We start from the raw sequence: 14,184 nt of genomic DNA on the forward strand, positions 1-14,184 counted from the left end.
GTTGTGTTTGTCCTTCATAAGCGCTGCAATACGCTGGCAAATGCCGTTAAAAAGCGACTATTCTCTTCAGGCAGACCGATCGTCACCCGTAAATGCTGAGGCATCTGATAATTAGCGACAGGCCTGACAATTACGCCCTCCTGCAACAATTCGGCATAGACGGGCGCGGCATCACGGCCACAATCGACACTGATAAAATTGCCCACCGAGGGAATCCAGTTAACACCCAACTGAGTCAGCCCCTGCTCCAGCTGCACCATACCGGTGCGATTCAGTTCAACACTACGCTGAAGATAGTTTGTATCGCCAAGTACTGCGGTCGCTGCTTCCAGTGCGGGAATATTGACATTAAAGGGCTGACGCACCCGGTTCAGCAGATCGGTAATCGCCGGATTCGCCACGGCATAACCTATTCGCAGGGCTGCCAGTCCGAAAGCTTTCGAGAAAGTCCGGGTCACCACCAGATTGGGAAATCCTGCCTGCAACTGAACGCCCGAAAGATAATCGGCCTCGGTCACATACTCCAGATAAGCCTCGTCCAGAACAACCACAACATCATCGGGCACTTTCGCCATAAACGCCTGCAGTGCCTGACCACTAAACCAGGTGCCGGTGGGATTATTGGGATTTGCCAGGAAGATGATGCGGGTTTTATCCGTGATTGCAGCCGCCATGGCATCAAGATCGTGGCCCCATTCCCGTGCAGGCACAACGACAGAGGTAGCGCCGGTTGACTGAGCCACCAGCATATACACAACAAAAGCGTGCTGGGAGTAGATAACTTCATCACCGGGAACAATAAACGCCCGCCCGATAAGCTCCAGAACATCATTCGAACCATTGCCCAGGGTGATGGTGTCCGGACTGATACCATAGCGCTCTGACAGGGCCTGTTTCAGTTTATAACCACTGGCATCGGGGTAACGACAGCTTTCACCCAGAGCCGCCTGCACTGCGGCCATTGCAACCGGGCTTGGCCCCATAGGGTTTTCATTGCTGGCCAGTTTAATACTGTTGCTGATACCCAGCTCGCGCTCCAGCTCCTCAACCGGTTTACCGGGTTGATATGGATGAAGCCCCTGAACGCCCGGGGTTGCCAATTGATAGAAATCACATGCCATTTATTTAGCTCCGGATCAGAGTACAGCAACCGGGTATGACCCCAGCAATTTAAGTTCTACAGTATCAGACTGCAGCTCTTGCAGTACGTTCTGTATATGCTGATTGGCTGCATGCCCTTCAAAATCGATATAAAACACTGAATGTGGACTTTCGGGACTGGCAGGCCGGGTCTCAATACCCGTCAGACTGATCTTATGTTGATGAAAATGCTGCAATAACTCATAGAGCGCACCCGCTTTATCGGGCACCGTTACCAGTATTGAGGTCTTATCATGGCCACTTTCACCAACCTCCTGATCGCCAATAATCAGATAACGGGTGCTGTTATCCGACTGATCATCAATATTCCTGGCAACGATATTCAACTGATACAGATCAGCCACCAGATCGCTGGCAATCGCTACCGCTTCAGCCCCATGCTGAATGGCCATACGCGCCGCTTCTGCATTACTGCTGACAAGAATCCGCTCAGCGGACAGAAAATGGGTATCCAGCCAGCTACGACACTGCGACAACGTCTGTTGTGGCAGATAGATCCGGGTAATATTATCCAGTCCCTCTTCTGCCGCACGCAGCACATGATGGTGAATGCGCAGCTCAACTTCGCCACAAATTTTAAGATTAAACCGCTTAAACAGGTCCAGCGTATGAGTGACCACTCCTTCAGAAGAGCTCTCAATTGGCACAACACCGTAGTGGGCTCCACCAGACTCAACTTCACGAAAAACTTCATCATTAGTGCTGAAAGGGATGCAGTGGGCTGAATGCCCGAAGTGCTTACTGGCCGCCTGTTGGGTAAAAGTTCCCTCTGGCCCCAGAAACGCCACATGCATCGGTTTTTCCAGCGCCAGACACACCGACATAATTTCACGAAACAGCCGGGCTACTTCATGATCGGCCAGCGGTCCGTCATTGCGCTGCATAACCCGGCGCAACACCTGAGCCTCCCGTTCCGGGCGATAAAAAACCGCCTCCCGGTCACCCTGATATCGCTCTTTCACCTCAGCAACGCTCTGCGCGCATCGCGCACGGTCATTCAGCAGCGCATGGATCTGCTGGTCGATCGAATCGATCTGATCCCGCAGAAGCTTCAGTTCAGTTTCCTGATCACTCATCCTACCGTCCTCTGCTATCGGGCTTAGCCGTGACGCTGCGAAAAGTCCTGCATAAAGGCGATCAGCGCATCTACCGCCTCTTCGGGGACCGCGTTATAGATACTTGCCCGCATCCCCCCTACTGAACGATGCCCCGGAAGGTTCAGCAAGCCCTGCTCCTGAGCTTCTTGCAGAAAACGCTTATCCAGGTCAGCATTGGCCAGAATAAAGGGAACATTCATCCATGAGCGCACAGGTGTCGCCACCGGGTTTGAGTAGAAAGGATTACTATCAATAGCAGTATAGAGCTTTTCCGCCTTACGTCGGTTAATCTCAGCGATCCCTTCAACGCCACCCTGCGCTTTCAGCCATTTAAAGACCAGGCCAGCCAGATACCAGCCAAAGGTTGGCGGGGTATTGAGCATGGAGTCAGCATCGGCATTCACTTTATAATCATAGAGCGCAGGCGTTGCTGGCAAAACATTGCCCAACAGATCTTCACGCACAATAACCACTGTCAGCCCTGCCGGACCGATATTTTTCTGTGCACCCGCGTAGATCATACCAAAGCGACTGACATCGACAGGGCGGGACAATATATTGGATGACATATCGGCCACCAGCGGAACATCTCCGGTGTCCGGGATGTAATCAAATTCAACGCCACGGATGGTTTCATTTGGCGTGTAATGCACATAAGCAGCATCAGGATTAAGCTTCAACTCATGCTGTGCCGGTGCGCTGGTAAAATTATTGTCCGCAGTGGTTGCGGCAACATTGACCTCGCAATAGCGAGACGCTTCCTGTATCGCTTTCTTCGACCAGTCACCTGTATTGATATAGTCGGCGCTGTTTTTTCCCCGCAGCAGGTTCATCGGGATCATACTGAACTGACTGCTGGCGCCACCCTGCATAAACAGCACCTTATAATTATCCGGAATCTGCATCAGATCCCGCAGATCCTGTTCTGCCTCCGCTGCGACACCGACAAACTCATTGCTGCGGTGACTCATCTCCATGATGGAAAGGCCCAGGCCATGCCAGTCTAAAAGTTCTTGTTGAGCCTGCTTGAGGACATCTTCAGGCAGTGCAGAGGGACCCGCACTGAAATTATAATTACGTGTCATTATGATAGATCTGCTACAAAGTTCGTATTAACGATCAGAAAAAGTTTCACTCAGAGAGATGAAACAGATTCTATTAAAAATCAGCAACACAGGTCCGATACAAAAATGTGCGGCCTGAGCCGCACATTAGTTTAACCACCCGGGTTACTCTTCGGTATCGCTGGCGGGCGTTTCAGGTGAGTCGGCTGGGTTATCTTCACCGTCAACAACCGGCCCCGCCTCTCCTTCGATGATGCCTGCCTCTATCAGCTCTTCCTCCGACACCTCAGGCTCCTCAATCCGCGCCACACCTACCAGATTTTCATCCTCGGCCACCCGGATAACACGCACCCCCTGAGTATTACGACCCAATACAGAGATCTCATCACTACGGGTGCGCACCAGCGTACCCTGATCACTGATCAGCATCACATCATCGCCTTCAAACATCTGCACCGCGCCGATCAGCGCGCCATTACGATCAGTACACTGCATCGCAATCACGCCCTGGCCGCCACGACCGTAGGTGGGGAAATCCTCAACGGCAGTCTGCTTACCGAAACCATTGATACTGGTAGTCAGAATGCGGCCGTTCTCCTGCGGAATAATCAGCGAGATAACCCGGGCATCATTCTTCAGCTTGATACCGCGAACACCCCGTGCGGTACGACCCATTGGGCGCACATCATCTTCAGGGAAACGGATCGATTTACCCTCGCTGGAGACCAGCATCACCTCAGCGGTGCCATCGGTGATAGCGGCACCGATCAGGGTATCGCCCTCATCCAGCGCCAGCGCAATCAGACCGGTCGAACGGGGTCGGGAGAAGTTAACCAGTGGCGTCTTCTTCACCGTTCCGTCAGCGGTTGCCATAAACACATAGTGCTCATCCGCATACTCATTCACCGGCAGAATGGTGGTAATACGCTCACCCTCCTGCAACGGCAGAATATTTACGATAGGCCGGCCTCTGGCCGCCCGGCTCGCCTGAGGAATCTCATACACTTTCAGCCAGTACACTTTACCCAGATTGGTAAAGCAGAGAATCGTGTCATGGGTGCTGGCGATCAGCAGTTTCTCGATGAAATCTTCATCTTTAACGGCCGTCGCTGAGCGCCCCTTACCACCACGGCGCTGGGCCTGATACATTGTCAGCGGCTGGGTCTTGGCATAACCACCGTGCGAGATGGTAACCACCATATCCTCTTCAGCGATCAGATCGGCAACCGTAAAGTCCTGCTGCGAAGCGATCACATCGGTGCGACGCTCATCGCCATACTCTTCAACAATCAGCTCCAGCTCTTCACGAATCACTTCCATCAACCGTTCGGGGCTGTTGAGAATGGCCAGCAGCTCTGCGATGCGATCCAGCAGTTCACGATACTCCGCAATCAGCTTGTCATGCTCCAGACCGGTCAGACGGTGCAGACGCAACTCAAGGATGGCCTGAGCCTGCGCCGGAGACAGATGATAAACCCCATCATGCATACCATACTGAGCTTCCAGATCTTCCGGACGACAGGCATTCTCTCCCGCCCGTTCCAGCATCACCGTCACCTCACCTGGCTGCCACGAGGTTTCGATCAGACGCTCTTTGGCTTCCGCCGGAGTAGGTGAGCTCTTGATCATCTCGATAACGGCATCGATATTGGCCAGCGCAATCGCCAGACCTTCCAGGATATGCCCCCGCTCACGCGCTTTGCGCAGCAGGTAAACGGTACGACGGGTCACCACTTCGCGGCGGTGACGAATAAAGCATTCCAGAATTGACTTCAGGTCCAGCGTGCGCGGCTGTCCATCGACCAGCGCCACCATGTTGATACCGAAAACGTTCTGCAGCTGAGTCTGAATAAAGAGGTTGTTCACCACAACTTCAGACACTTCACCTTTGCGCAGCTCAACAACGATGCGCATGCCATCCTTATCGGACTCATCACGCAGTTCGGTAATCCCTTCGAGCTTCTTCTCTTTAACCAGCTCAGCGATCTTCTCGATCAGCCGCGCCTTGTTAACCTGATAGGGGATCTCAGTAAAGATAATCGACTCTTTACCGTTTTTATCATTGGTCTCGATATGGTGCTTAGCCCGCAGATAGATCCGTCCACGACCGGTCTGATAGGCCTGCAGGATACCCGCGCGGCCATTGATAATGGCGCCGGTCGGAAAGTCCGGTGCCGGGATATATTCCATAAGGCCATCGATACCGAGATCCGGATTATCGATCAGTGCAATACAACCACGTACGATTTCGCCCAGATTATGGGGCGGAATATTGGTTGCCATACCCACGGCGATACCTGCAGAACCATTGACCAGCAGTGTTGGCACCTTGGTAGGCAACACTTCCGGAATCTGTTCCGTGCCATCATAGTTGGGTACAAAATCAACGGTTTCTTTATCGAGATCCGCCAGCAACTCGTGCGAGATCTTGGCCATACGGATCTCGGTATAACGCATCGCAGCAGCGGAATCACCATCCACTGAACCGAAGTTACCCTGACCGTCGACCAGCATATAGCGCATCGAAAACGGCTGAGCCATCCGCACGATGGTGTCATACACTGCACTATCACCATGAGGGTGATATTTACCGATTACGTCACCCACCACACGGGCAGATTTCTTGTACGCCTTATTCCAGTCGTTGCCCAGTTCGCTCATAGCGAACAGCACCCGACGGTGTACTGGCTTAAGTCCATCCCGTACGTCTGGTAACGCACGCCCCACGATTACGCTCATGGCGTAATCCAGATATGACTGCTTCAGTTCATCTTCGATGTTTACTGGCAGAATCTCTCTGGCTAAATCACCCATAATAGCTCTGGCTATCCTTGAATCTGACTGCTGAGAATTAAGTGGTTAATCCCACCCTGAAAGCGGTAAACCATAAGCCCGCGAGTATACCATAAAGAAATGGCAATATTCTCGCAAAATTAAGGTCTTGGACACCTGAATCAGGGTTATCAGCAGGAACCCGCCAGACAATCTGTATTCGACCATCCAGCGGTGCTAGAATGGCGCAGAATTTTCTCCAGACACTAGCCTTTGGCGGCACATTATGACTGATACACAAAGCAACAACGGCGCAAATATCGATCCTCAGGAGATAGCGAAATTTGAAGAACTGGCCAGCCGCTGGTGGGACCGTGAAAGCGAGTTCAAACCCCTGCATGACATCAACCCACTGCGGGTGGACTTTATCGACCGTATCGCCTCGCTGAATGGCAAAACCGTACTGGATGTCGGCTGTGGTGGCGGCATCCTCTCCGAAGCGATGGCTCACCGGGGCGCCGCAGTGACCGGCATCGATATGGGAGAAGCGCCCCTCAAAGTTGCCAAACTGCACGGTCTTGAAAGCGGCGTCAACGTCTCCTACCGTCAGGTCACGGTAGAACAGCTGGCCACCGAGCAGCCACAGAGTTTTGATATCGTCACCTGCATGGAGATGATGGAGCATGTGCCTGACCCATCATCCATTGTTGATGCCTGCAGCCAACTGGTAAAGCCTGGCGGTTACGTGTTTTTCTCCACCCTCAACCGCAACCCTAAAAGCTATATGATGGCGATTGTCGGGGCGGAACACCTGCTTAAGCTTGTGCCCAAAGGCACCCACGATTTCAAGAAATTTATCCGCCCTTCCGAGCTGGCAAGCTGGATACGCCAAAGCGGCCTGCAGAGCGAAAAAATAACCGGCCTGACATACAACCCACTGAGCAAAGTTTACAAACTTAACGACCGGGATGTGGATGTCAATTATATGGTCGCTACCCGCAAGCCGGACTGAACCATGAACAAAGCCCTGCCAGAAGCCGTACTGTTCGATCTTGACGGCACACTGCTTGATACCGCACCGGATTTTCACCACGTGATCAATCAGCTTCTGGCCGAGCAGCAGCAACCGCCGGTCAGCTATGATTTCCTCAGAGGTTACGTTTCCAATGGCGCCCGGGCGATGGTCTGCGCAGCATTCCAGACCGACGAACACACAACCGACTTTGACGCACTGCATCAACGGATGCTGGAGCTCTACCTGCAACACCTGGACGTAGACACCAAACCGTTTCCCGGCATACAGAACCTGCTGAACTGGCTGGGGGAAAACAGCATCCCCTGGGGGATCGTCACCAACAAACCCGAATGCTATACCACGCCGCTGATGCAGGGACTGAACCTGCAACCGGCTGCGGGCACCGTGATCTGTCCGGATCATGTGCGTGAGAAAAAACCCCACCCGGAAGCCCTGTTCCTGGCCTGTGATGAGCTGGGAACAACACCGGAGCGCAGTGTTTATATCGGCGACCACCGCAGGGATATTGAAGCAGGACTCAATGCCGGCATGCAGACGATTGCGGTCAGTTACGGCTATATTGATAGCGGCGAAAATATCGCCAGTTGGAACAGCCATTACCGGGTAGATCACGCTGACGAGATCCGCCCGATTTTAGAAACCCTTTATTACAACCGCTAAGTAAAATATAAGGCCAGACCGAACCATCAGTGCACAACAAACGACAGAGCACACCGGCCAGCCACTCAACCTTAGCCTTCAGACACAGGAGCTGTCATGTACGATTATCAGGCACCGGAAAACTTACTGCAGGACAAAATCATTCTGGTTACCGGAGCCGGTAGCGGTATCGGGCGGGCAGCGGCCCTTAGCTACGCCGCTCACGGCGCCACCGTTATTCTGCTGGGGCGGACCGAAGAAAAACTGAATGCCGTATACGATGAGATTGAAGACGCTGGCTACCCTCAGGCAGCTATTATTACGCTCAACCTGGAAACCGCCGGCGAAACTGACTTTGATAATCTCGCAGCCACACTGGAACAGGAGTTTGGCAGAATTGACGGGATCTTACACAACGCCGGAACCCTCGGCATCCGCACGCCGATTGAAAGCTACGACCCGGTTGTCTGGCAACAGGTGATGCAGGTTAATGTCAACAGCACCTTTATGCTGACTCAGGCACTGCTGTCGCTGACAAACACTTCAGAAGACGCCTCTATTATCTTCACCTCTTCCGGGGTAGGCCGCAAAGGCAAAGCATTCTGGGGCGCTTATGCTGTGTCTAAATTCGCCACCGAAGGCCTGATGCAGGTGCTCGCGGATGAACTGGAGCACAACACCAATATCCGCGTCAACGCCATCAACCCTGGCGCGACCCGAACCGATATGAGAGCCAATGCTTATCCGGCTGAAAACCCAGAAGGCAATCCAACCCCACAAGAGATCATGCCCCTCTATCTCTACCTGATGGGTCGCGACAGCCGCTCGGTCAACGGCCAGTCACTCAACGCCCAATAACGTTCAGGCCTTTCATAGATAAAAAACGCAGCTTTCATTTCAAAAGCTGCGTTTTTGTTTTACCTTTCAGAGCGCTTCGGGCCGACGGAACGGCGTGTCTTCTGTCGTTTTGCCCGCCGCTCAGCGGCGTCTTTCTCTTTCACCGATAGCGGCTTATTATGCTTCTGTTTCATGTCCATCATACTGGACAGCATATTGATCTCTTTCTGTGACAACTCCTTCCAGTGCCCCGCCTTAACCTCACTGGGCAGGAAGAAGGGTCCGTAACGCACACGTTTGAGGCGACTCACCTGAACTTCCTGAGACTCCCACAAACGCCGTACTTCGCGATTACGTCCCTCCATAATACAGACGTGATACCACTTATTAGCGCCTTCACCATTAAAAAACTGCACATCGGTAAAACGGGCCATGCCATCGTCCAGCAGCACCCCCTTTTTCAGCCGTGCAATCATCGCCTCATCGACATCACCCAGAATGCGTACCGCATACTCACGATCAATATTTGCAGAGGGGTGCATCAGGTTATTAGCCAGCTCACCATCAGTGGTGAACAACAACAGACCTGAGGTATTAATATCCAGACGCCCGACAGCGATCCAGCGCCCCTGTTTCAACGGCGGCAGATGATCAAACACCGTAGGACGGCCTTCCGGGTCATGGCGGGTCGCCACCTCTCCCAATGGCTTATTATAGATAAGCACCCGGCGTTCACTATCACGATCAAACACCATTTTTTGTGCCTGCCCGTCAACTTCTACTTCATCCCGAACCGAGACTCTGTCGCCGAGCGTTGCAACCTGACCGTTCACAACAATACGGCCAGCTTCTATCCAACGTTCCATCTCACGACGTGAACCCAATCCGGAACGCGCCAAAACTTTCTGCAGTTTTTCGTCTGTCACCGACGCATCCTCACATATAAGAAACCTGAAAAAGGTTTCTGAAAAAATAAACAAAAAAGCTCCTCGACGCTGCGCCGAAGAGCTTTTCAATAATAACGGAAAGGACTGATTAAATTAAGAAGTCTTCTTTCGTTTTACCTTTGGCAAAAGCAGCCTGAAATACTGCAGGAGTCCGGCCACGACCCGACCACTGATGTACTTCACCACTTTCATCCGTAATCTGATACTTAGGCGCGACCTTTTTCTTAACCGGCGCATCAACCAGAACCATCAGATCATCCAGACCAATACCTGCCTCCTGCATACTCTGCTTAATTGCTTCAATTTTTTCTGCGCGCTCACGCTCAACTGCCAGCAATTCCTCTTCCTGTGCCTGCTTTTCTTCCAGAATTTCAGTCAGATCAGCAATCGCTTTTTCAATATCAGCACTGGAAAGTGTCTGACACTGTTTACGCAGTGAGTTTTTACGGGTAAGAAGTTTTACAAAGTCGGTCATTATAAATCACCAATATAAAATTAGTTTGGGAACAGGCCTGAATTATTGATTATGTATTACTTTTTTTCAATAAAAACTTATTAAGTTTATTTATTCAAAATCAGAAACATCACCGGCACCGCGCCGAATAATGACAGGCACATCATCTACCAGATTAATCACAGAGGTTGCTTCCATTCCGCAATAGCCACCATCAATAACCAGATCAACCTCATGCTGTAACAGATCCCGGATTTCATAAGGATCAATCAACGGCAGCTCCTCCCCAGGCATAATAAGGGAGGTACTCATTATCGGCTCGCCTAATGCATCCATGAGCTGCAAAGCGATATTATTCTGTGGAATTCTAAGGCCTATTGTGCGTCGCTTAGGATGTAATAAACGGCGCGGCACTTCCGTTGTCGCATTTAAAATAAAAGTATATGCACCCGGTGTCATAGCTTTTAGCAAGCGGTATACCGAGTTATTTACTTTAGCATACGTGCCAATTTCAGACAGGTCACGACAGACCAGTGTAAAGTTATGCTTATCATCCAGTTTGCGGATACGCTTAATTTTATCAACGGCTGACTTATCTCCCAGATGGCAGCCTAAGGCATAAGCACAATCAGTAGGATAAACAACAACCCCACCTTTTTTTATGATATCAACAGCCTGATTAATCAGACGCGACTGGGGATTGTCAGGATGAATCTGAAACAGCTGGCTCACGGGAAATCCTTCCACAAATGTAATTGAATCTATTTTACTTAATATTCAGTTAATCCTGAAGCAATTTAGAAAGCACATGGGGATTATTGCTACTATAGCGTGGATATTTTCCAATACCTGTCCAGTGAAATTGCCTTTTATGGAAATCACTGCCCGCTGATACCATCAGTTTATGTTTTGAGGCGAGCTTATCCAGCTGCAACAGGTGCCCTGACTCAATACCCGGGTAACTTATTTCAATTGCATCACCGCCCTGCTCAGAAAAGGCACCCGTTAATAACCTCACCTTGGTAAAGGTCATATTATATTTTGTCGGGTGAGCAAGAACCGCGATTCCTCCAGCCTGATGAATAATATCAATTGCCTGCTCCATTGTTGGCCAGTCAACTTTAACATCTCCTATTTTCCCGGCACCTAAATAACGGTTGAAGGCTTGCGTTTCATTATTAACAACGCCAGCTTCTACCATCGCAAAAGCAAAATGGGGGCGACCAATCTGACCACTCCCAGCCAACTCCAACGCCCGGGGAAGCAGATCGGGAATATTACGCTTACACAGCCTTTGTGAAATAAGACCGGCGCGAACCAGACGCAGTTCATCCAGTTTTTTCAGATAGCCTGTCAACGCCGGATCGGTTTCATCAAAACCCAGGCCGATGATATGCACCATATTCCGGCCCCACTGGCAGGTCAGTTCAACACCTGAAACAACCTTCACTTTATCGGCCTCAGAAGCATCCGCAGCAGCTGTCCGCAACGCTCCGACACCGGCTACCGTATCGTGGTCGGTAATCGCGAACACGACAACCCCGGCTTGCGAAGCCCCATCAAGCAACTGCGCAGGGCTCAACTCACCATCGGAGAAGCAGGAATGACAGTGAAGATCACTGAAAGGCAATTCCCCATAGGATTCGGGTTTATAACTTAACTGGCTCACTCTATAATCGACCCACTTCTAATCAAAAAAATGTTGTTATGAAACTACTTCTGGATTTTCTGCCGGTCATTATCTTCTTTATCGTCTATAAAAGCACCGACGATATCATTCTGGCCACCGCGGTTTTGATTCCCGCCACTCTGTTACAGATGCTCTACACCTGGATAAAAACGCATAAGATCGAGATGATTCAACTGGTCACGCTTGGATTGGTCGTCATTCTGGGGGGGGCTACTGTACTGTTTCAGGATAAAACCTTTATTCAGTGGAAACCCACCGTCGTCACCTGGCTGTTCGCCCTGGCGTTTCTGGGAAGTCAGTTTATCGGCACGAAAACCATCATTCAGCGACTCATGGACGGCACCATTGAGATGCCTTCCCGAGCCTGGACACAACTGAATATTGCCTGGATCATATTCTACCTTATTCTGGGTGGAGTAAACCTGTATGTCGCCTATACTATGAGCGAAGAAACCTGGGTTAACTTCAAGCTGTTCGGCATGCTGGGACTCACTCTGATCTTTATTTTGCTACAGGGTTTTTACATATCAAAGCACATCAAACCCGACAGCAACGAAAACCACAGCGAAAACTAAGGATGTCATAATGCTTTACGCCATTATCAGCGAAGATCACCCCGGTACTCTTGAACAGCGCATGTCGGCCAGACCTGATCACCTGGCTCGCCTCGAAGCTCTGCGCGATGCGGGGAGACTTCTGGTTGCCGGGCCACATCCGGCAATTGACAGCGAGGATCCAGGCCCTGCGGGTTTCACTGGTAGCCTTGTCATCGCTGAATTTGAATCGTTACCACAGGCACAGTCCTGGGCAGACCAGGACCCATATATAAAAGCAGGTGTTTATCGAAAGGTGATGGTAAAACCATACAAAAAAGTTTTACCATAGTGTCGCTTTTTAGGCTTAAATACCCTTATCAGAGCACTCTGTTTAACTTAGGTTCAGGTTGAACTGGTATAAATAGCCAACACTCGATGAAAATTACAACATAAGGATGTATACGATGAAGAAACTTGCACTCACCACCGCTCTGGCGCTGTCAATGGGATTATCTGCAGTTGCTAACGCTCACCCAATCAATGCCGGTTATGCTACCAACTCTACTGACACCGTCTGGAAAACCGGTTACGGCGAATGCTGGCAGCACGGCTACTGGACTGAAGAGGACAAAACTGTTGAGTGCGGCGCAGAACCTGCAATGGCCGCTCCGGCACCTGCGCCAGCACCTGCTCCAGCACCTAAAATGATGATGAAGATGGTAGATGCTCAGGAGAGCCACATCATCTACTTCGACTTCGACAGCAGTAAAGTAAATGACGTCAGCCCTATCGTAAACTATGTAGGTTCTCTGGCTAAACTGAACTCTATCGAGCTGAAAGGCTACACTGACTCGATCGGCACCAACGCTTATAACGATGCACTTTCCAAGCGTCGCGTTGAAGCGGTAGACGCCGCTCTGGTTGAAGCTGGTATCGAAACGGACAAAGTCGTGTCCTACTCTTTCGGTGAAGCGAATCCAGTTAAGGTATGTACCGATACAGGTGCGTCACGCAAAGCTTGTCTGAGAGAAAACCGTCGCGTAGAAGTAACTATCAGCGGTCAGAAAAAGGTCATGGTTCAGCAGTAATACGAACTAACCTCCAGACTCTACTTCCAATACCAGAGTAAAGTCTGATATAAACCGGTTATTGCACAATTTAATATTGTGCTAACCGGTTTTTTTATTTGTAACGATGATGCTTATGAAAACCCTGTTTCGGATAGATAACTACAAAACCGTAATTCAGCAATGACTGGTAAATTACCCCTCTCCGGCTGGCTTAGCTGGCTACCTTTTGGCGCTGTTCCCTACATCACCCCGGAAAGCGCTGCCAAAGATCTGCAGCAGTTTCTGATTATTGATGTTCGTACTGCTCAGGAATTCAAAAAAAGTCATATCCCTGGCTCTATATCGATTCCACTACACACACTAAACAAAACACAATTACAACAACTGCAGAATAACAAACCGGTTCTCTGTATCTGCCGGTCCGCCCACCGCAGCAAACCCGCGACCCGAAAGTTTCTCAACAGCGGATTTGATGCCTATGAGCTTCAAGGTGGCATGCTGGCGTGGTGGAAACTAAAACTACCGTTAGAGGAGCAGGCCTGACAGCGTTCCATCCAGTCGCCGTTCTGTTTATGCTTTTCTAATAAACTCTTCCGCTTATCCGCTTTCTCCTGGAGAGCGCTTTGATCTGACCGCCTTTACACTCAAAAGCATTACTAAACCGGCCCGCTCAAGCGACAAATTGACGCATGTGCGTTTCTGTCACACCTCCCGCTAACCTTCAGGCTTTACCATAGCAGCGTCAAAATCACTGATGGAATGTAAGGTTATGAAGTACGTGAAAGCATATGTGTTGTTGGGAGTCTACGGCGTATCGGCACCGTTAGCAGCGGCTACAAATTCTGTTGATAGCACCATCGTTGTTACCGCAACTTAGGTTG

The 14,184-nt window shown here is 50.6% G+C and carries 15 protein-coding genes and 1 pseudogene; 7 read left to right on the plus strand and 9 right to left on the minus strand.

What is annotated here, in order from left to right; all coding sequences use genetic code 11:
* Positions 1-14: 14 nt before the first annotated feature.
* From hisC to gyrA, 4 genes are all read right to left on the minus strand, one after another.
* Positions 15-1,121, minus strand: a complete 1,107-nt coding sequence (hisC, locus tag BMY09_RS14620; protein WP_091359802.1) for a histidinol-phosphate transaminase — start codon at positions 1,119-1,121, stop codon at positions 15-17.
* A gap of 15 nt (positions 1,122-1,136) precedes the next feature.
* Entirely contained in the window at positions 1,137-2,237 is a 1,101-nt protein-coding gene (gene pheA, locus BMY09_RS14625; protein WP_091359804.1) for a prephenate dehydratase, read from the minus strand.
* A 23-nt stretch (positions 2,238-2,260) separates the two neighbouring features.
* The gene (gene serC, locus BMY09_RS14630; protein WP_091359806.1) at positions 2,261-3,343 is read right to left on the minus strand and encodes a 3-phosphoserine/phosphohydroxythreonine transaminase; all 1,083 of its coding nucleotides are present in this window, start codon (positions 3,341-3,343) and stop codon (positions 2,261-2,263) included.
* A 144-nt stretch (positions 3,344-3,487) separates the two neighbouring features.
* Positions 3,488-6,136, minus strand: a complete 2,649-nt coding sequence (gyrA, locus tag BMY09_RS14635; protein WP_091359808.1) for a DNA gyrase subunit A — start codon at positions 6,134-6,136, stop codon at positions 3,488-3,490.
* 244 nt (positions 6,137-6,380) lie between these two features.
* On the opposite strand from gyrA, the gene ubiG reads away from it, so the two are divergent.
* The 3 genes from ubiG to BMY09_RS14650 all read left to right on the plus strand — a co-directional run bounded on the left by ubiG (position 6,381) and on the right by BMY09_RS14650 (position 8,627).
* Positions 6,381-7,106, plus strand: a complete 726-nt coding sequence (gene ubiG, locus BMY09_RS14640; RefSeq protein ID WP_091359811.1) for a bifunctional 2-polyprenyl-6-hydroxyphenol methylase/3-demethylubiquinol 3-O-methyltransferase UbiG — start codon at positions 6,381-6,383, stop codon at positions 7,104-7,106.
* 3 nt (positions 7,107-7,109) lie between these two features.
* On the plus strand, positions 7,110-7,790 hold the full coding sequence (locus tag BMY09_RS14645) for an HAD-IA family hydrolase (RefSeq protein ID WP_091359813.1): 681 nt from the start codon (positions 7,110-7,112) through the stop codon (positions 7,788-7,790).
* Between the two features lie 96 nt (positions 7,791-7,886).
* A complete protein-coding gene (locus BMY09_RS14650) occupies positions 7,887-8,627 on the plus strand; it encodes a YciK family oxidoreductase (RefSeq protein ID WP_091359816.1) in 741 nt (246 codons plus the stop codon).
* Positions 8,628-8,686: 59 nt separating this feature from the next.
* On the opposite strand, the gene rluB is transcribed toward BMY09_RS14650, so the two are convergent.
* From rluB to BMY09_RS22370, 5 genes and pseudogenes are all read right to left on the minus strand, one after another.
* Entirely contained in the window at positions 8,687-9,532 is an 846-nt protein-coding gene (rluB, locus tag BMY09_RS14655) for a 23S rRNA pseudouridine(2605) synthase RluB (protein ID WP_091360076.1), read from the minus strand.
* 109 nt (positions 9,533-9,641) lie between these two features.
* A complete protein-coding gene (locus BMY09_RS14660; RefSeq protein WP_091359818.1) occupies positions 9,642-10,028 on the minus strand; it encodes an H-NS histone family protein in 387 nt (128 codons plus the stop codon).
* Between the two features lie 90 nt (positions 10,029-10,118).
* The gene (locus tag BMY09_RS14665) at positions 10,119-10,739 is read right to left on the minus strand and encodes an L-threonylcarbamoyladenylate synthase (RefSeq protein ID WP_091359821.1); all 621 of its coding nucleotides are present in this window, start codon (positions 10,737-10,739) and stop codon (positions 10,119-10,121) included.
* A 49-nt stretch (positions 10,740-10,788) separates the two neighbouring features.
* Entirely contained in the window at positions 10,789-11,409 is a 621-nt protein-coding gene (locus BMY09_RS14670; protein WP_245756605.1) for a PHP domain-containing protein, read from the minus strand.
* Between the two features lie 24 nt (positions 11,410-11,433).
* Positions 11,434-11,676 (minus strand): annotated as a pseudogene (locus BMY09_RS22370) (PHP domain-containing protein); the annotation flags it as partial.
* Positions 11,677-11,714: 38 nt separating this feature from the next.
* On the opposite strand from BMY09_RS22370, the gene BMY09_RS14675 reads away from it, so the two are divergent.
* The 4 genes from BMY09_RS14675 (at position 11,715) to BMY09_RS14690 (ending at position 13,846) form a co-directional block, all read left to right on the plus strand.
* Positions 11,715-12,272 (plus strand): septation protein A, encoded by a 558-nt coding sequence (locus BMY09_RS14675; protein WP_091359827.1) that lies wholly within the window; start codon positions 11,715-11,717, stop codon positions 12,270-12,272.
* A 10-nt stretch (positions 12,273-12,282) separates the two neighbouring features.
* Entirely contained in the window at positions 12,283-12,582 is a 300-nt protein-coding gene (locus BMY09_RS14680) for a YciI family protein (protein WP_091359830.1), read from the plus strand.
* A gap of 115 nt (positions 12,583-12,697) precedes the next feature.
* Positions 12,698-13,321, plus strand: coding sequence for an OmpA family protein (locus BMY09_RS14685; protein ID WP_091359832.1), 624 nt, complete (start codon positions 12,698-12,700; stop codon positions 13,319-13,321).
* Positions 13,322-13,483: 162 nt separating this feature from the next.
* A complete protein-coding gene (locus BMY09_RS14690; protein WP_091359835.1) occupies positions 13,484-13,846 on the plus strand; it encodes a rhodanese-like domain-containing protein in 363 nt (120 codons plus the stop codon).
* Positions 13,847-14,184: the final 338 nt, after the last annotated feature.

Source organism: Amphritea atlantica (assembly GCF_900111095.1).
GTDB classification, from domain to species: Bacteria; Pseudomonadota; Gammaproteobacteria; order Pseudomonadales; family Balneatricaceae; genus Amphritea; species Amphritea atlantica.

Coding starts and splice junctions, on each gene's coding strand:
- hisC (WP_091359802.1), bottom strand. CDS start 1,121: ATGGCATGTGATTTCTATCAATTGGCAACCCCGGGCGTTCAGGGGCTT.
- BMY09_RS14660 (WP_091359818.1), bottom strand. CDS start 10,028: ATGACCGACTTTGTAAAACTTCTTACCCGTAAAAACTCACTGCGTAAA.
- BMY09_RS14645 (WP_091359813.1), top strand. CDS start 7,110: ATGAACAAAGCCCTGCCAGAAGCCGTACTGTTCGATCTTGACGGCACA.
- BMY09_RS14680 (WP_091359830.1), top strand. CDS start 12,283: ATGCTTTACGCCATTATCAGCGAAGATCACCCCGGTACTCTTGAACAG.
- BMY09_RS14650 (WP_091359816.1), top strand. CDS start 7,887: ATGTACGATTATCAGGCACCGGAAAACTTACTGCAGGACAAAATCATT.
- BMY09_RS14685 (WP_091359832.1), top strand. CDS start 12,698: ATGAAGAAACTTGCACTCACCACCGCTCTGGCGCTGTCAATGGGATTA.
- pheA (WP_091359804.1), bottom strand. CDS start 2,237: ATGAGTGATCAGGAAACTGAACTGAAGCTTCTGCGGGATCAGATCGAT.
- gyrA (WP_091359808.1), bottom strand. CDS start 6,136: ATGGGTGATTTAGCCAGAGAGATTCTGCCAGTAAACATCGAAGATGAA.
- ubiG (WP_091359811.1), top strand. CDS start 6,381: ATGACTGATACACAAAGCAACAACGGCGCAAATATCGATCCTCAGGAG.
- BMY09_RS14670 (WP_245756605.1), bottom strand. CDS start 11,409: ATGGTGCATATCATCGGCCTGGGTTTTGATGAAACCGATCCGGCGTTG.
- BMY09_RS14675 (WP_091359827.1), top strand. CDS start 11,715: ATGAAACTACTTCTGGATTTTCTGCCGGTCATTATCTTCTTTATCGTC.
- BMY09_RS14690 (WP_091359835.1), top strand. CDS start 13,484: ATGACTGGTAAATTACCCCTCTCCGGCTGGCTTAGCTGGCTACCTTTT.
- serC (WP_091359806.1), bottom strand. CDS start 3,343: ATGACACGTAATTATAATTTCAGTGCGGGTCCCTCTGCACTGCCTGAA.